Here is a 16,208-nt window from a genome sequence, read left to right as displayed (position 1 = left end):
CTGTAGCAGGCGAAAAAAGTCGCAACTATTCCCATGGCACGCGCATACGTCTAATGCCGTAAACGACTACCTCATGCTCAATCGGCATACAAATAAGCAGAAATGTGTTGATTTATGTCGCGAGGCGAGAGGGCTATTCAGCGCGAAGGTGGCTAAAACGTCGTCTTCGGCCTGATGGGGAGAAGCGGGTTTGCAGAAAGAACATAGCGCTGCTGAATCGATTACTCGGCGCATTTAACAGATGTACGGTAGTGCAGTGCTCAGGCCAGCTTATCCGCAGACAAGCTCATGGCCTGAGCGATTGAGTCGAGTCGCCGCCCTGTCAGCCTTTTCCTTTGGTGCGAGTCATGTGCGGGCCGCTGTTTTTCTCCAGATACTCGATAATCATCCCGGCCACATCCTTGCTGGTGGTGACTTCAATGCCTTCCAGGCCAGGTGACGAGTTGACCTCCATCACCAACGGGCCGTGATTGGAGCGCAGAATATCCACACCCGCCACACTCAAGCCCATGACCTTGGCTGCACGCAATGCTGTCATGCGTTCTTCCGGGGTGATCTTGATCAGGCTGGCGCTGCCGCCACGGTGCAGGTTGGAGCGGAACTCGCCCGGTTTGGCCTGACGCTTCATCGAGGCGATGACCTTGTCACCGACAACGAAGCAGCGAATATCGGCACCGCCCGCTTCCTTGATGTACTCCTGCACCATGATGTCCTGCTTGAGGCCCATGAAGGCTTCAATCACCGATTCGGCTGCCGTGGCGGTTTCGCACAGCACCACGCCGATGCCCTGAGTGCCTTCCAGCACCTTGATGACCAGCGGCGCGCCGTTGACCATCTGGATAAGGTCGGGAATATCGTCAGGCGAGTGGGCAAAGCCTGTAACCGGCAAGCCGATGCCCCGGCGTGACAACAATTGCAGCGAGCGCAACTTGTCGCGCGAGCGGGCAATGGCGACCGATTCATTGAGCGGAAAAACGCCCATCATTTCAAACTGACGCAACACCGCACAGCCATAGAAAGTCACCGAAGCACCGATGCGCGGAATCACCGCATCGAAGCCCTCCAGAGGTTTGCCGCGGTAGTGGATCTGCGGCTTGTGGCTGGCGATGTTCATATAGGCGCGCAGGGTGTCGATCACCACCATCTCATGGCCACGCTCAATGCCAGCTTCGACCAGACGACGGGTGGAATACAGACGCGGATTACGCGAAAGCACAGCGATCTTCATGCAACACCTGAGGAAGTAGAGGCCGGGAACACCGGCTTGTCTTGTACGTAAGTTATGCCCGGATTGACCACCAGTTGGCCGTCGATCAGCGCTTTGGAACCCAGCAGCAGTCGATAACGCATCGACTTGCGGCAAGCCAGTGTGAATTCCACTGGCCAGATACGATCACCCAGGGCCAGCGTGGTGCGAATGACGTAACGCACCTGCGCGTGGCCGTTGGAGCTTTTAATGGTTTTCATGGCAACCAGTTGCGCCTCGCAGCGGCGATGGCGCAACTGAACCACAGTGCCCAGATGCGCGTTGAAGCGCACCCATTTCTGGCCATCGCGCTCAAAAGGTTCGATTTCGGTGGCATGCAGGCTTGACGTGCTCGCACCGGTATCGATTTTTGCCCGCAGGCCCGCCACCCCCAGGTCGGGAAGCGCCACCCACTCGCGCAGGCCGATGACTGTCAGATGGTCGAATGTCTTCAATGCGATTCCGTATTTCTCAAGACTTCTGCCAGGCGTCAGGTGCTATCTGCGCCAGGGCTTTGAATGCAGGTTTGGCGAACAGATAGCCCTGCATCAGGAAAATGCCGCAATCGGCGAGAAAGTCCCGCTCCTCAACCTGCTCTATACCTTCGGCAATGAGCTTAATCCCCAAGTCCGAACACATTGTGACAACACCACGAACAATAGCCTGACGCGCGCGATCACGATGAATGTCGCGAATCAGGTTCATGTCGAGTTTTATCAGGTCTGGCTGAAAATCCGCGAGCAGCGTCAGCCCGGAATACCCGGCACCGAAATCATCGATAGCGGTCATAAAGCCGAACTCGCGATATTCGCGCAGAATGTTGCTCAAATGACCATTGTTGTTCACATGCTCGCTTTCGATGGTTTCGAAAATCAAGCGCTCGATAGGGAAGTTGTGTTGCCTGGCGGCCTCCAGCGTACTGCGGATGCACAGCTCGGGACGATACACGGCGTTGGGCAAGAAGTTGATCGACAAACGCTCGGTCATGCCCAGTTTCGCGGCACCAGCAATGGCGGTGGTCCGACAGGCCTGATCGAATCGATAGCGATTCTGGTCTGTGACCTGACTCAGGACTGACATTGCGCCCTCGCCATTGGGCCCGCGAACCAGCGCCTCATGGGCGAAAATCGACTGGTCGTGATGGTTCACGATCGGCTGATAGGCGTAGTCAAACGAGAAATCCAGCTCTGGACTGCCAGTGCATCCAGCACACCCTTTTCTAGGGGCGGTCAACGAAGTTGGAAAATCTGTCACGTCGCGCTCCATTTAGGTGTGGGGCAATAAAAAGATGAATAGCTGTTTTTGACAAGCACATATCGGTTACTTCATGTTCATGGGGGCACAGAAAAAGCGGGCGAGCATGTGCCGTCGCTTTGTTTATCTGGCCTGGTAAAGTTCAGACTGTCACATTGATGAGGAATTCAAATGGCGCAAAAGCCAGAAGAAGACGATAAGGTCCGCCTGGATAAATGGCTCTGGGCCGCGCGCTTTTTCAAAACACGTGCGCTGGCCAAAGCGGCTATCGAAAGCGGCAAGGTGCACTGTCGCGGCGAACGTTGCAAGCCCGGCAAGGAGCCGCGTATCGGTGACGAGTTTCAGATTCGCATGGGCTTCGACGACCGCACGGTGGTGGTCGAGGCATTATCCATCGTTCGGCGAGGCGCGCCGGAGGCTCAAACGCTGTATCACGAGACGCCCGAGAGCATCGCCAGACGCGAGAACGCGGCGGCTCAGCGCAAGGCCGGCAACCTGGGAGTAACCACCGACGGAAAGCCGACCAAGAAGCAACGCCGGGAGCTTTTCGGTTTCCGCGCCAGCCAGAGCAACGACTGAAACACTGCACCGGGCAGCTCCGGCGATCAGCCCGAAGGGCCAACCCGCTTGGAAGCGCACCGGATAGCTCCTAAAATGCCGGTCAATCCGCATGGCCACGGCGCTTTCGAGTGCCGGACGGTGCTTGCTCAGCCGCGTGCCATCCAATGTCATTACTTCAGATACCTTCCCTATGCATGATTTACCGGACACCGATTTCACCCAGCGCTTCATCTTCGACGAAAGCGACGTTCGAGGAGAACTGGTCGCTCTGGAGCGCAGTTACGCCGAAGTGCTCGCCAAGCATCCCTATCCGGAGCCGGTCGCGCAGTTGCTCGGCGAACTGATGGCGGCAGCTGCTCTGCTCGTCGGCACCCTCAAATTCGACGGCCTGTTGATCCTGCAGGCTCGCTCCAGCGGCGCAGTGCCATTGCTGATGGTCGAGTGCTCCAGCGAACGTGAGTTACGTGGCATCGCTCGATACGACGAATCGCTGATCAATCCCGGCGCGGGCCTTCAGGACATGATGCCTGACGGATCGCTGGCGCTGACCGTCGACCCGCGCCAAGGCCAGCGTTATCAGGGCATCGTAGCGCTGGATGGGGTTGACTTGTCGGAAAGCCTCTCCAACTACTTCGTGATGTCCGAGCAGCTGGGGTCGCGTTTCTGGCTCAAGGCTGACAGTCATCGTGCGCGTGGATTGCTGCTGCAACAATTGCCTGCCGCGCAGATCACCGACGCTGAAGAGCGTGATGCCAACTGGGAGCATGTCATCACCCTGGCCAACACTCTCACGGCCGAAGAAATGCTGAGTCTGGATAACCAGACCATCCTGCATCGCCTGTTCCACGAAGACCCGGTTCGCCTGTTCGATATTCAACCGATCTGCTTCCGTTGCAGCTGCTCTCGCGAACGATCTGCCAACGCGCTGGTCAGTCTCGGGCTGGAGGACGCGCAGCAATTGGTTATCGAGCACAACGGCACTATCGAGATCGACTGCCAGTTCTGCAACGAGCGCTACCTGTTCGATGCCACTGACGTTGCACAGCTGTTTGCTGGCGGCGGTGTCGATTCGCCGTCTGACACGCGCCATTGATCAGCGCGTAAAGCCCCTCAGAATACGGTATGGGCCCTTGTAATGCTGTTCTGACAGGAGGGTCCTACCATTTCTGGGCATTTCTGGCATAATCCGGCCCACTTTTACGCTGTAGTAGTGGTTGTTTTTTTACTACAAAACCGTTTGGAGCACTCGGCTACAGGCCGACGGGGAACCTCATGACGCAAATCAACAACGCTGTGCACACCGATCTGAGCACCGACGAACTGGTCAAGGAAGCCCTTGCCCGTAACGAAGGCGTACTTTCCGACACTGGCGCACTGGTTGTGGAGACAGGCCATCGTACTGGCCGTTCGCCGGTCGATCGTTTCATCGTTGAAGAGCCGAGCACCCAGGACGCAATCGCCTGGGGCCCGATCAACCGCAAGTTCCCGGCCGAGAAATTCGACGCCTTGTGGAACCGCGTCGGTGCGTACCTCGCCGAGCGCGAGCGCTTCGTTTCCCACGTTCATGTAGGCTCCGATCCTGCGCACTACCTGCCCGTCAAGATGACCACCGAGACTGCGTGGCACAATCTGTTCGGCCGTTGCCTGTTCATCAACCCTGAACAGTACAACCCGGCTGGCAAGGACGAGTGGGAAATCCAGAACGCGCCATGGTTCGTTTGCGACCCTGAGCGTGACGGCACCAACTCCGACGGCACCGTTATCATCAACTTCGCCGCTCGCAAGGTACTGATCGCAGGCATGCGTTATGCCGGCGAAATGAAGAAAGCCATGTTCTCGGTGCAGAACTTCCTGCTCCCGGCTTCGGACGTTCTGCCGATGCACTGCGCAGCCAACATGGGCGAAGAGGGCGATGTAACCCTGTTCTTCGGCCTGTCCGGCACCGGCAAGACCACCCTGTCCGCCGACGAAAGCCGTTACCTGATCGGTGACGACGAGCACGGCTGGGGCGAAGGCGTGGTGTTCAACATCGAAGGCGGTTGCTATGCCAAGTGCATCGACCTGTCCGAGAAGAACGAGCCGGTCATCTGGAAAGCCATCCAGCACGGCGCGGTACTGGAAAACGTCGTACTCGACCCGGTCACCAAAAAAGCCGACTACGCCGACAGCAGCCTGACCCAGAACAGCCGTGCGGCCTACCCGCGCGAACTGATCGAAAAACGCGCACCGAAAAACCTCGGCGGCGAGCCAAACGCCGTGATCTTCCTGACCTGCGACCTGACCGGCGTCCTGCCACCAGTGTCGATCCTCAGCGAAGAACAGGCTGCCTACCACTTCCTGTCGGGTTACACCGCACTGGTCGGTTCGACCGAAATGGGTTCGGGTTCGGGCATCAAGTCCACCTTCTCCACCTGCTTCGGCGCACCGTTCTTCCCGCGTCCGGCTGGCGAATACGCTGAACTGCTGATCAAGCGCATCCGCGGCTTCAAATCCAAGGTCTACCTGGTCAACACCGGCTGGACCGGCGGTGGCTACGGCGTCGGCAAGCGCTTCAACATCCCGACCACCCGTGGCGTGATCGCAGCGATCCAGAGCGGCGCACTGATCGGTGTCGAAACCGAGCACCTCGACACCATCAACCTCGACGTACCGAAGTCGGTACCCGGCGTCGATACCGGCCTGCTCAACCCACGTAACACCTGGGCTGACAAAGCCGCCTACGACGAAGCAGCAAAAGCACTGGCTGGCCTGTTCGTGGAGAACTTCAAGAAGTTCGACGTGAGCGACGCCATCAAGGCTGCGGGTCCGAAGTTGTAATTAAACATCTTCAGGGTCACACGCCCGTGTGACCCTCGAAAATGCTCAAGCAAACGCCTCGACTTGTCGGGGCGTTTGCTTGTCTGAAATACTGATTTCCACTGAGAACGATGGCCAGGAGGTGTGTTGTGGGGGTAACCGGGATTCAGATACGGCGTTTCGTGCCGAGCGACGAGCAAGGTGTATCGGCGATGATTCTGCCCATCCAGCGCGAAGAGTTCGGTATTCCCATCACCGCCGAAGACCAGCCTGACCTGAAAGCGATTCCGGACTTTTACCAGACCGGCACAGGGGATTTCTGGGTCGCGGTACAAGACGATCAGGTCATCGGCAGCATCGGCCTCAGGGACATCGGCGCAGGCCAGGCAGCACTGCGCAAGATGTTTGTCGCCGCGCCGTTTCGCGGCCGGGAATTCTCCGTTGCAGCCAGACTGCTCGAGCGCCTGATCGAGGAATCAACTCGCAAAGGCGTCACCGAAGTATTCCTGGGCACGACCGACAAGTTTCACGCTGCGCATCGCTTCTATGAAAAGCACGGCTTTAGAGAGATCACGAAGGAGGACCTGCCTGCGAGCTTTCCGTTGATCGCGGTGGACAGCAAGTTCTATGTGCTGGGCCTGAAAGAACAATGACGTGGCTACACCGCAGCGGTGTCGGCGAACCGCAATGCAGCAGAACGCGGACAGCCATAGAGGGCACGCGAACCCGCGTGCTCCGTCACAGGCGCTCAAGTCCCCTGAGTGCCTGACTGGCTTTTCAGCGTGTTGAAAATGTCCATCGCCGAGCTGTCCCCCGATGTAATGTTGGCGGCGTAATGGGCGGGGTATTGGGCTTTTTCTATGGGTGGCAGCTGATCATAATGGGCGAGAAGCATGACCAGTGTTTGCGTGCTTTTGCCGGTTTCATTGTATTCGTCGGTATAGCGTTTACACATCGCCCTGTTCCAGTTTTCCTGTTGAACATGGTTTTCGGACGAAGCCGCGCTTCTCTCATTAATGGTGAAGTCGCCACTTTCGTCATACATAACCAACCTCAATTGATCCTGAGATAAGCCTGCGAACGGGTTGGTGCCTGATCCATTCTTGAACGAAGTCGCCTGCCGCGCTCTTTCGAGCCGCGCAGGGTCGTCCGTATCCGGAATCTCTGCGTCGTGCAGTTTCCTATTGGCGTGATAGCTGTTGCCTGCAATTTTGTCACTAATACTGTTTGCCAGAGACCTCAGGCTTTTGAAGTCAAGACTGCTGTCGCGAGCCTGAGCTCGTGCGGCACTACTACTTAATTGACGGGACAATGTCGAGAAGGTGGCACCGTCAATAGCAGATGCAGAATCAAGCTCTTTCAGGCTGGAGTTTAAAGTCGTGGCGGAGGTGCTTTTCTCGACAGTCGTTAGTGCAGTTTTATGGGTGAGGTGTGTGAGGGATGTTGTATCAATCATGCTGCGTCCTCGCGGCAGAGGCCAATCCATGGCTTTATATTCACTCTTTATATCGGCCCAGCCAGACACCGCTTTAGTTTTCCGCTGAAAAGCGTGCGTATCAAAATGCGACACGCACGCTCCGGGGGCTTATTTCATGGTGAATTCAGCAGCCCACGCGTAGGTGGAGAGATTGGTGGCGCGAGACGTCGCCGCGCAGACTGCGCCGCCTTCAGAGTTTGCAGTCCGGTTCCATTTCGGCACCTTGGCCCCGCCTGCACCGGGAAGCTTTATGAAGGTGGTCGAGAATACGCAAACCTTGGAACCCATGACGTAGCGAACACTGGCGTAGCTGGTATCCGGCGAGAGAGTGCTTTGCACCGAGTAAACATTTGAATCTCCAATTTGGACTTTCGGAGCAATAGCCGTTCTGGCATTAAGCCGAGTCGACATTTCGTTGCGAGTGACCGGCTTATACTCCGCCACCTCCGTTCCAAGATTCTTGAACGTCACAGTGACCGGGGGTCCCGCTTGCGCCGTAACGCTGGTGCACAGTGTTGCAAAAGCAAGGGAAGCCAATAAGGTCTTGTTGGTTTTCATCGGGAATAATCCTTGAGTTAAATGAGTAATTTCATATTGATTTTGAATAAGGTAAACGCAAGACGAAACGGGGTAGCGGTCGTTCGTGCCCATACGGATCGTTCAGCTTATAGCGTGTCGCGGAGGGTTAGTAAGTCGTGCGCACAGTGAATGCGTCGGTCAGATAAAGTATCTCCAGTCAACATGATAGATAAAGGTTAAGCGATGCATAAAGCGCATGACTGCCTTGATGGGCCCGTCAGGAGCAAGTTTTAACTTGCTGAAATTAGTTATTGTTTTTTAACACAGGCGACACGGAAGGCAAGTAGGAAACTTCTGATTCTTCGTGCATTGGCGAAAGAAATTTTTAATTCTTGTCTTTTAGCGCTGCATTGGATTAACTGCGCTGGCGAGAGCTAAACATGTAAGTATATTGCGCCCTGCAAGACTGAAGGGCGCAATAGCTTTCTTCACGTCACTGCATAAAACTTGCGCACATACCCCGTGCTGGTCCATTTGCAAGGCGCGCCCTGGGCGACGAATACGGTGTCGCCTGTGTTCACGGTCAGGCTAGGGCCGTTTTCCAGGCTCAACCCTACGCTGCCTTCGATCAGGTTCATCAGCTCATGGATTTTGTGCGGGCGCGAGATGCGCTCGTAGGGTGTGGAGTCCCAGACGCCGATGCGCAAAGTGCTTGCGGTGTCTTCAAACAGGTTGTTGCTGCGGCACTGCGGCAGCGCGCTGATCATGATCGCCGGGTCTGGCGGTGAGGACGGTGTGAGCATGGCGAGGCGGTCCAGAGCGGTAATACCGGGTTTGTCGGGGCCATTGGCCTGAGTGGATACGCAGAACGCCCAGAGGCTGTCCGGTTGCGCTTCGATACGTACTTGCGTGCCACGACCGATCACGGCACTTTCGCCGGTGCTGATGGTGATGCTGCCGGTGCCAGAGGTCAGCGTGACGCTGCCGCGATGCATCACCAGCATTTCGGTGTAGGGGTAGGCCTCCACCGAGAGCGCCGTACCCAATTCAACGATGCCAGCCGCAATACCCTGTTCATCGACAAATGCTGTGCGGCGGCCACTGTCGAACGGGTCATGCGCATCAATGGGGCCGGTGGTGAATTCGGTATCTACCGGGCTGAGGTCAGCGCGGGCCAATAGCAGGACTGTGGGTTGGGGCATTGGGTTGGGCTCCTGAAGTTGAAGAGTGACTGATCGTTCCCACGCTCTGCGTGGTAATGCCTTTCGTGACGCTCTGCGTCACATGCTCAAGACCGGACGCAGAGCGTCCAGAACTGCATGCCAACGCAGAGCATTGGCACGATGATGTTCTTCCGGGCGATCAGCCGATCGCCTGGGTAATCAGCGCAAACTGGCGCACGCCCTGGCGGGCTTGCGGAACTGCGCCCATGCTCATGCAGGTCACGCTGTCGACACGCTTGAGGCCAGCTTCGTCCAGCCAGTCGGCCAGGCCGCAGTCGGTCGGGATGTCGATGCGTACAAATGCGTAAGGCACTTTGGCCAGCAGTTGCTCGATCATGTGGCGGGCCTGTTCCACCGTCTGGGCGACAACAGGGCCGATGCACAGGCCACGGCCGAAAGGACGCAACAGGGCAAAAGCCTGCAACTGGCCATCGCGTTCGATGCCGACTGCGTGCTCAAGGTTATTCAGCACATCGCCCAGCGTTGCCGAACGGTCCATGCCCGAACCGGCGTTGGCCAGTTCCAGCACGCGAGCGTGGTCAGCCTCGCTCAGCGCACGACTGCTTTCCTGTGCTTTCAATACGGTTGTGTCGGGCAGTTGTGCCTGCCCCTGACGCTGTTGAACCTCACCAAAACTGACGAAGCCCATTTTTTCGTACAGCGGGGCGCCGGCAAGTGTTGCATTGAGGATGGCGGTGCGCGGCGGCACGCTGCCGACAGCAAGCTCCATCAATTTGCGGCCAATACCCTTGCCTTGATAGTCGTCGCTGACAATCACCAGACCGATAGTGGAAAACTCGCCCTGATGGCAGGCGAAGGCACTGCCGATCAAGCGACCGTTATGTACTGCAACAAAGCCTTGGGCGACACGTTGCAGCATGGCCCAGTCTTCCAGTCGATGCGGCCACTTCAGGGCAATGGATAACTCATGAGCGTTGCCGACGTCGGCTGCGGTCATGGGGCGAAATTCAAAGTCGAGGCGTTGCTGAGCGAGCATGACGTGTCTCCGTCCAGAAGGATGCACCGGCAAAATAAAGGCTGCGGCAAGCTTGCTGTATCCCACCTGATGCGGGCGCTGACAAGAGGTCTGCAAGCATTCGGCAGATTCCACAAACCGCCGTTCGCCAGACCACAGTTACTGCTTAAATCGGGCGGGCACCCGGCAGCAAATGCTTGTGGTTTTTCTTCGGCTTCAGGCTCTTTATATAGCCGCCGGAATTTGCTGCTCGCAGATCACTGGCGCGGCGCAGTTTCTGCGGTGCAAACCCGCGCCCTTGAGCCCGAGCGCCCTGAAAAGGGTCAAAAAAGCGCCAAAAACCGGGGGCTGCCCAAGGCTGGAGCGCCCCGCAAAGTCTGCTGAGCGCGCACCTCAAAACGGTGGTTTCTATCAAGCAGCCATCACTTTTAACGCCATCTGCTGATTTCACGGTGTTGTAATGAGGTTGTGCTGCAGCGTGCATCACCGCCCTTGGAAATGAGGCCGGATTGCTCGTCATGCCATGACCTCAACGAACTTTCAGGACCGCACACAATGAGCTTTCTTCGACCAAAATTCATTACGTTCGACTGCTACGGCACCTTGACCAATTTCCACATGGGCACCATGACGCGCGAGCTCTTTGCCGACCGCGTTCCGGCTGAACAGATGGATCAGTTCGTCAAGGATTTTTCGGCGTATCGTCTGGATCAGGTCATGGGGGACTGGATGCCGTACGACGAAATTCTCAAGGTTGCACTGGCTCGCACCTGCAAGCGCTGGAACGTTGAATACCGCGAAGAAGGCCAGCTGTATTACGACGCCGTGCCGACCTGGGGCCCACATGCTGATGTGCCCGCCGGGCTGTCGAAAATCGCCGACAAGATCCCGCTGGTGATTTACTCCAACGCCAGCGACAGCCAGATCATGTCCAACGTCGACAAACTCGGCGCACCGTTTCACAAGGTGTTCACCGCTGACCAGGCCAAGGTCTACAAGCCACGTCTGGCAGCCTTCGAATTCATGCTCGATAACCTGGGTTGCGGCCCGGAAGACATCTTGCATGTGTCTTCAAGCTTCCGTTACGACCTGTTTTCCGCACACGACATGAAAATCAAGAACAAGGCATTTGTGGCGCGTGGTCATGAACAGCCAGCTCACAGCTCTTATGAATACCACCAGATCCCGGACATCGGCGGGCTTGCCGGGCTGGTCGGCCTCTAAACCGGACAACTCGCGCAACACCGGCATTTTTCAAGGTGCTCTTCTATGAGTGACAAGGGGAACAGAATGCGCAGTGAGTCTTACTGGCTCGATACGGCTCCAGACTTTACCGGCGCGCAGGACGGCGCAGTGGAGGGGCAGGCTGACGTTGTGGTGGTCGGTGGCGGTTTCACCGGTCTTGCGGCGGCGCGTGCATTGGCCTTGAAAGGTGCCAGCGTGGTGGTTCTGGAAGCTGGCCGGGTGATCGGCGAAGCGTCGGGCCGCAACGGCGGACAGTGCAATACCGGCGTGGCTCAGGACTACGCGTCATTGAGCGCGACCCTGGGGGCCGATCAGGCGCGCGAGTATTACAAGGCTTATGAAAGTGCGGTGCAGAGCGTCGTCACGGTGGTCGAGCAGGAAAACATCGCCTGTGACATCAAGCGTAACGGCAAGCTCAAGCTGGCGGCCAAGCCAGGGCATTACGAAGGACTGGCGCGCACCTGCGAGCTGATTCGTCGTGAGGTCGATGCCGACGTTGAGTTGCTGTCTGCTGAGGACGTGCGCGCCGAAATCGGTTCAAACGAATTCCACGGTGGCCTGCTGCAGCGCAACGGTGTGCAGATGCACGTCGGCCGTTTCGGCCTGGGCCTGGCCGATGCGGCTGTGCGCCACGGCGCAAAGGTGTATCAGGGTGCCACGGTGAAGGACTGGAAAGCCAACCGTGGCGGCTTCGTGGTCAACACCTCGAAAGGCTCTATTCAGGCCGGGCAGGTGTTACTGGCGACCGGTGCCTGCCAGCACGGCGGTTTGGGCTGGTATCGCCGACGCATCGTGCCGGTCGGCAGTTTCGTCATCGTTACCGAAGTATTGCCACAGGCGCTGATTGACCAGCTGTTTCCCAACCAGCGCGCTTACGTGACCAGCCGTTTGATCGGCAACTATTTCCGTCTGACTCCGGATAACCGCCTGCTGTTCGGCGGGCGGGCACGCTTCGCCATGTCCAACAGCAGTTCCGATGCCAAGAGCGGCAAGGTGCTGCAAGCGGCGATGGTGCAGATGTTCCCGCAACTGGCGCACGTCAAGATCGACTACTGCTGGGGCGGGCTGGTGGACATGACGTCCGACCGTCTGCCGCGTGCAGGCGAACACAACGGCGTCTTCTACTCGATGGGTTATAGCGGCCATGGTGTGCAGATGTCGGTGCATATGGGGCGGGTGATGGCTGAGGTCATGGAAGGCAAGGCGTTGGCCAATCCCTGGAAAGACCTGAACTGGCCAGCCATTCCCGGCCACTTCGGCAAGCCGTGGTTTCTGCCGCTGGTAGGTGCGTATTACCGCTATCAGGACAGCCGCCACTGAGTTTTTGTTTAACCGTCGTGTGTGCTTGAAGGACGCTCCGGCCAACCGTGAGCAACTCGGAATTTCCCCTTTTCGACAGGTAGAACTGATATGGCTGACAAAAAAACCGACTCCCAGCTGATCACAGGCGAAGACAGCCTGCGTGTTTTCGAAGGTCTCAATCGTGGTCTGTCGCGGCGCGATGCGTTGCGTATGCTGGGTGTTGCAGGTGTGGTTGCGGCGGGCTCGACCAGCCTGTTCGGTGCGGCGGGCAAGGTTTTTGCCGACGACGCCGATGCGCCTGTCAAAGGCAAGCCAGGCGGGCGCATTCGTGTAGCGGGCATGTCCAGCTCCACCGCTGACACACTTGATCCGGCCAAAGGCGCGCTGTCTACCGACTACGTTCGCCATTTCATGTTCTACAACGGTCTGACCCGTTTCGACAGCCATCTGGTTCCGCACATGGAACTGGCCGAGAAGATCGAGAGCGACAACGCCACGGTCTGGACCGTCACCCTGCGCCAGGGCGTGACCTTCCACAACGGCAAGGCATTGACCGCTGGCGACGTGGTGTTCTCCCTGTCGCGCCACAAGGACCCGGCCACCGGCTCGAAAGTGCTGCCGCTGATGGCGCAGTTCTCCGAGATCAAGGCCACCGGCCCGCTGGAAGTGCAGATCACCCTCAGCTCGCCAAACGCCGAGTTGCCTTCGATTCTCGCGGTTTCGCACTTGTTGATCGTGCCCGAAGGCACGACAGATTTCAGCAAGGGCATCGGTACCGGCCCGTTCACCGTCAAGGAATTCAACCCTGGCGTGCGCTCGGTCAGTGCGCGCAACCCTAACTACTGGAAACCAGGCCTGCCGTACCTGGACGAGATCGAATTCATTGCCATTGCCGACGAGCCGTCACGCGTCAACGCGCTGCTGTCCGGCGACGTGCACATGATCAACGAGGTCAACCCGCGCTCCACCACACGCATCGCGGCCAGTGCCAAGCACCGCGTTGTGGATGCGCCGTCCGGCAACTACACCGACCTGATCATTCGCCAGGACCAGATGCCCGGCAAGAGCCCGGAATTCACCGAGGCCATGAAGTACCTGCTGGACCGTGAGCAGGTCAAATCGGCCGTGTTCCGTGGCTATGCCCGCGTCGGTAACGACCACCCGATTGCACCCGGCTCGCGCTACTTCAACGCTGACCTGCCGCAACGCGCCTATGACCCGGAAAAGGCCAAATTCCTGCTCAAGAAAGCCGGCATGGAAAAAATCACCATGGCCGTAGCGGCATCGCCTGCTGCGACCGGTTCGGTGGACATCGCCGTGCTGCTGCAACAGTCGGCCAAACAGGCCGGGCTGACGCTCAACGTCAACCGCCTGCCGAGCGATGGCTACTGGTCCAACCACTGGATGAAGCACCCGCTGAGCTTCGGCAACATCAACCCGCGACCGAACGCCGACGTGATCTTCTCGCAGTTCTTCCAGTCCTCGGCACCGTGGAACGAATCCGGCTGGAAAAACGATCAGTTCGACCAGTTGCTGCTGCTGGCCCGCGGGGAAACCGACGACGCCAAGCGCGCCAAAATGTACGGCGACATGCAGACTCTGGTGAGCCAGAACTGCGGCATCGGCATCCCCGTGTTCATCAGCAACATCGACGGCGTGGACAAGCGCGTTCAGGGCTATTCCAGCAACCCGCTGGGCGGCTTCATGGGCTACATGTTCAGCGAGCAGGTGTGGCTGGACGCATAAATGCAACGCTGAACCGAGCAGGAGGATGCAGATGAATAGCAACACACTCTGGTTGATCGTGCAGCGCTTCGGCGCGGCGATCGTGACGTTGTTGATCGTTTCCATCGTGGTCTTCGCCATTACGGCGGTGTTGCCTGGAGACGCGGCACAACAGGCCCTTGGGCAATTCGCGACGCCTGAACAGGTCGCCGCATTGCGTACAAAACTGGGCCTGGATCAGCCAGGTGTGGTGCGTTACCTGCATTGGTTGACCAACCTGCTCGGTGGCAACTTCGGTGAGTCGGTGTCCAACGCAATGCCGGTGTCCGAGCTGATTGCCGGGCGCTTTCCGAAAACCCTGATGCTGTCGGCAACTACCGCGCTGGTCTCGGTACCACTAGCGCTGGCACTGGGCATTGGCGCAGCGATGTACCGCGGCAGCCGCCTTGATGGGGCGCTGAGTTTCATCACGCTGACCCTGGTGGCGGTGCCCGAATTTCTGGTGGCTACCCTGGCGGTGCTGATTTTCGCCGTTAATCTGGGCTGGCTGTCGGCGTTGTCGTATGGCGGTGACGTCAGCTCGCCGTGGCAGTTCATGCGTACTTACGCGCTGCCGGTGATGACCCTGTGCTGCGTGATCGTGGCGCAAATGGCGCGCATGACCCGCGCTGCGGTCATCGACCAACTGGACAGCCCGTATGTGGAAATGGCCCGCCTCAAGGGCGTCAGCCCGGTGCGTATCGTACTGCGCCACGCCTTGCCCAACGCTATCGGGCCCATCGTCAACGCGGTGGCGCTCAGCCTTTCCTACCTGCTGGGCGGCGTGGTCATCGTTGAAACCATCTTCAACTACCCCGGCATCGCCAGCCTGATGGTCGATGCTGTAACCAACCGTGACATGGCGTTGGTTCAAGGCTGCACCATGCTGTTCTGCTCCGCTTACCTGGGTCTGGTGCTGATGGCCGACCTGTGTGCAATTCTTTCCAATCCGAGGCTGAGAACCCAATGACTCAATTCATTGCGAAATCGACGCCTGAAGCGCCGGCACCGGTGCTGCGCAAAAAAGCGTCCCGCCCCACCTCATGGCTTGGCTTGCTGGGCGCAACGGTGTGCTTTATCTGGCTGATGGTTGCGCTGTTCGGCCCTTGGCTCGCGCCGCATGCTGTTGGCGAAGTGGTTTCCGACAACATGTTTGAAAACATGAGCGCGCTTTATCCGTTCGGTACTGATTACCTGGGCCGCGACATGCTCAGCCGGGTGCTGGTCGGCGCGCGCTTTACAGTAGGCCTGGCGCTGATCTCTGCGGTACTGGCGAGCGGCATCGGCACGCTTTGCGCGCTGTTGTCGGTGGTCGCGCCAAAATGGCTGGACGAAATCATCAGCCGCCTGATGGACGCGTTCATCTCGATCCCCAGCAAAATGCTGGCGCTGATCATGGTCTCGGCGTTCGGCTCCTCCGAAGTGCTGCTGATCTGTACGGCGGTATTGAGCTACACGCCGGGAGCGTTTCGTATAGCGCGCAGCCTGGCGGTGAATATCGAGGCGCTGGAATACGTGCAAGTGGCGCGCACGCGGGGTGAGGGTCGTATCTACATTGCCTGCCGGGAAATTCTGCCGAACATGCTCAACCCGGTCATGACCGACCTGGGGCTGCGTTTTGGTTTTATCGTGTTACTGCTCAGCGGCATGAGCTTTCTGGGGCTTGGCGTGCAGCCGCCCGATGCCGACCTTGGCTCGCTGGTACGCGAGAACATCGGCGGCCTCAGCCAGGGCGCTCCGGCCATCGTGATCCCGGCGCTGGCCATCGGCACGCTGACCATCGGTGTCAACCTGTTCATCGACCGGCTGGCCTCACGGCGCGGTCGCCGCTCGGGAGGGCATTGA

General features: G+C 58.3%; 17 protein-coding genes. 9 read left to right on the top strand and 8 right to left on the bottom strand.

What is annotated here, in order from left to right:
* Positions 1–322: 322 nt before the first annotated feature.
* From rimK to rimA, 3 genes are read right to left on the bottom strand one after another with little or no spacing between them, the layout of a single operon-like run.
* Entirely contained in the window at positions 323–1,228 is a 906-nt protein-coding gene (gene rimK, locus KP808_RS00750; RefSeq protein ID WP_003318100.1) for a 30S ribosomal protein S6--L-glutamate ligase, read from the bottom strand.
* Complete coding sequence (rimB, locus tag KP808_RS00745; protein ID WP_002555826.1) at positions 1,225–1,701, bottom strand: retropepsin-like aspartic endopeptidase RimB; 477 nt, start codon at positions 1,699–1,701, stop codon at positions 1,225–1,227. The genes rimK and rimB overlap by 4 nt, the downstream gene beginning before the upstream one ends.
* A 16-nt stretch (positions 1,702–1,717) precedes the next feature.
* Positions 1,718–2,500 carry a S6 modification regulatory phosphodiesterase RimA gene (gene rimA, locus KP808_RS00740; protein WP_122280186.1) on the bottom strand — a complete coding sequence of 261 codons (783 nt, stop codon included), beginning with the start codon at positions 2,498–2,500 and terminating at the stop codon, positions 1,718–1,720.
* 171 nt (positions 2,501–2,671) lie between these two features.
* Here rimA and KP808_RS00735 point away from each other — a divergent pair, with 171 nt between their 5' ends.
* From KP808_RS00735 to KP808_RS00720, 4 genes are all read left to right on the top strand, one after another.
* On the top strand, positions 2,672–3,079 hold the full coding sequence (locus KP808_RS00735; protein WP_044310511.1) for an RNA-binding S4 domain-containing protein: 408 nt from the start codon (positions 2,672–2,674) through the stop codon (positions 3,077–3,079).
* A 172-nt stretch (positions 3,080–3,251) separates the two neighbouring features.
* Positions 3,252–4,154 carry an Hsp33 family molecular chaperone HslO gene (gene hslO, locus KP808_RS00730; RefSeq protein WP_122259072.1) on the top strand — a complete coding sequence of 301 codons (903 nt, stop codon included), beginning with the start codon at positions 3,252–3,254 and terminating at the stop codon, positions 4,152–4,154.
* A 179-nt stretch (positions 4,155–4,333) separates the two neighbouring features.
* Entirely contained in the window at positions 4,334–5,878 is a 1,545-nt protein-coding gene (locus KP808_RS00725) for a phosphoenolpyruvate carboxykinase (RefSeq protein ID WP_219170737.1), read from the top strand.
* Positions 5,879–6,006: 128 nt separating this feature from the next.
* The gene (locus tag KP808_RS00720; RefSeq protein ID WP_003435032.1) at positions 6,007–6,510 is read left to right on the top strand and encodes a GNAT family N-acetyltransferase; all 504 of its coding nucleotides are present in this window, start codon (positions 6,007–6,009) and stop codon (positions 6,508–6,510) included.
* Between the two features lie 95 nt (positions 6,511–6,605).
* Here the strand turns inward: KP808_RS00720 and KP808_RS00715 are convergent, their stop codons facing one another.
* The 5 genes from KP808_RS00715 to KP808_RS00695 all read right to left on the bottom strand — a co-directional run bounded on the left by KP808_RS00715 (position 6,606) and on the right by KP808_RS00695 (position 10,572).
* Positions 6,606–7,313 carry a hypothetical protein gene (locus tag KP808_RS00715; protein ID WP_044310509.1) on the bottom strand — a complete coding sequence of 236 codons (708 nt, stop codon included), beginning with the start codon at positions 7,311–7,313 and terminating at the stop codon, positions 6,606–6,608.
* Between the two features lie 129 nt (positions 7,314–7,442).
* Complete coding sequence (locus KP808_RS00710) at positions 7,443–7,892, bottom strand: hypothetical protein (RefSeq protein WP_044295756.1); 450 nt, start codon at positions 7,890–7,892, stop codon at positions 7,443–7,445.
* A gap of 449 nt (positions 7,893–8,341) precedes the next feature.
* Positions 8,342–9,055: a cupin domain-containing protein gene (locus tag KP808_RS00705; RefSeq protein WP_058409785.1), complete on the bottom strand. Its 714-nt coding sequence runs from the start codon at positions 9,053–9,055 to the stop codon at positions 8,342–8,344.
* Between the two features lie 160 nt (positions 9,056–9,215).
* Complete coding sequence (locus KP808_RS00700) at positions 9,216–10,073, bottom strand: GNAT family N-acetyltransferase (protein ID WP_058409786.1); 858 nt, start codon at positions 10,071–10,073, stop codon at positions 9,216–9,218.
* A 145-nt stretch (positions 10,074–10,218) separates the two neighbouring features.
* The gene (locus KP808_RS00695) at positions 10,219–10,572 is read right to left on the bottom strand and encodes a hypothetical protein (protein ID WP_230017265.1); all 354 of its coding nucleotides are present in this window, start codon (positions 10,570–10,572) and stop codon (positions 10,219–10,221) included.
* Positions 10,573–10,607: 35 nt separating this feature from the next.
* Here KP808_RS00695 and KP808_RS00690 point away from each other — a divergent pair, with 35 nt between their 5' ends.
* The 5 genes from KP808_RS00690 to KP808_RS00670 all read left to right on the top strand — a co-directional run bounded on the left by KP808_RS00690 (position 10,608) and on the right by KP808_RS00670 (position 16,208).
* On the top strand, positions 10,608–11,276 hold the full coding sequence (locus KP808_RS00690; protein WP_058400889.1) for a haloacid dehalogenase type II: 669 nt from the start codon (positions 10,608–10,610) through the stop codon (positions 11,274–11,276).
* 66 nt (positions 11,277–11,342) lie between these two features.
* Positions 11,343–12,617, top strand: a complete 1,275-nt coding sequence (locus tag KP808_RS00685) for an NAD(P)/FAD-dependent oxidoreductase (RefSeq protein ID WP_058400888.1) — start codon at positions 11,343–11,345, stop codon at positions 12,615–12,617.
* Between the two features lie 90 nt (positions 12,618–12,707).
* Complete coding sequence (locus KP808_RS00680; RefSeq protein ID WP_058400887.1) at positions 12,708–14,345, top strand: ABC transporter substrate-binding protein; 1,638 nt, start codon at positions 12,708–12,710, stop codon at positions 14,343–14,345.
* 31 nt (positions 14,346–14,376) lie between these two features.
* Positions 14,377–15,333: an ABC transporter permease gene (locus KP808_RS00675; RefSeq protein ID WP_002555958.1), complete on the top strand. Its 957-nt coding sequence runs from the start codon at positions 14,377–14,379 to the stop codon at positions 15,331–15,333.
* Complete coding sequence (locus KP808_RS00670) at positions 15,330–16,208, top strand: ABC transporter permease (protein ID WP_004659576.1); 879 nt, start codon at positions 15,330–15,332, stop codon at positions 16,206–16,208. The genes KP808_RS00675 and KP808_RS00670 overlap by 4 nt, the downstream gene beginning before the upstream one ends.

It is taken from the genome of Pseudomonas savastanoi, from assembly GCF_020917325.1.
Lineage (GTDB): Bacteria > Pseudomonadota > Gammaproteobacteria > Pseudomonadales > Pseudomonadaceae > Aquipseudomonas > Aquipseudomonas amygdali.
This window is presented reverse-complemented; position numbering and strand designations above follow the sequence as displayed.

Bases quoted from the DNA above. Each gene is read 5' to 3' on its own strand.
- rimK (WP_003318100.1), bottom strand. From the start codon at position 1,228: ATGAAGATCGCTGTGCTTTCGCGTAATCCGCGTCTGTATTCCACCCGT.
- KP808_RS00735 (WP_044310511.1), top strand. From the start codon at position 2,672: ATGGCGCAAAAGCCAGAAGAAGACGATAAGGTCCGCCTGGATAAATGG.
- hslO (WP_122259072.1), top strand. From the start codon at position 3,252: ATGCATGATTTACCGGACACCGATTTCACCCAGCGCTTCATCTTCGAC.
- KP808_RS00725 (WP_219170737.1), top strand. From the start codon at position 4,334: ATGACGCAAATCAACAACGCTGTGCACACCGATCTGAGCACCGACGAA.
- KP808_RS00715 (WP_044310509.1), bottom strand. From the start codon at position 7,313: ATGATTGATACAACATCCCTCACACACCTCACCCATAAAACTGCACTA.
- KP808_RS00710 (WP_044295756.1), bottom strand. From the start codon at position 7,892: ATGAAAACCAACAAGACCTTATTGGCTTCCCTTGCTTTTGCAACACTG.
- KP808_RS00705 (WP_058409785.1), bottom strand. From the start codon at position 9,055: ATGCCCCAACCCACAGTCCTGCTATTGGCCCGCGCTGACCTCAGCCCG.
- KP808_RS00700 (WP_058409786.1), bottom strand. From the start codon at position 10,073: ATGCTCGCTCAGCAACGCCTCGACTTTGAATTTCGCCCCATGACCGCA.
- KP808_RS00695 (WP_230017265.1), bottom strand. From the start codon at position 10,572: ATGACGAGCAATCCGGCCTCATTTCCAAGGGCGGTGATGCACGCTGCA.
- KP808_RS00690 (WP_058400889.1), top strand. From the start codon at position 10,608: ATGAGCTTTCTTCGACCAAAATTCATTACGTTCGACTGCTACGGCACC.
- KP808_RS00685 (WP_058400888.1), top strand. From the start codon at position 11,343: ATGCGCAGTGAGTCTTACTGGCTCGATACGGCTCCAGACTTTACCGGC.
- KP808_RS00680 (WP_058400887.1), top strand. From the start codon at position 12,708: ATGGCTGACAAAAAAACCGACTCCCAGCTGATCACAGGCGAAGACAGC.
- KP808_RS00675 (WP_002555958.1), top strand. From the start codon at position 14,377: ATGAATAGCAACACACTCTGGTTGATCGTGCAGCGCTTCGGCGCGGCG.
- KP808_RS00670 (WP_004659576.1), top strand. From the start codon at position 15,330: ATGACTCAATTCATTGCGAAATCGACGCCTGAAGCGCCGGCACCGGTG.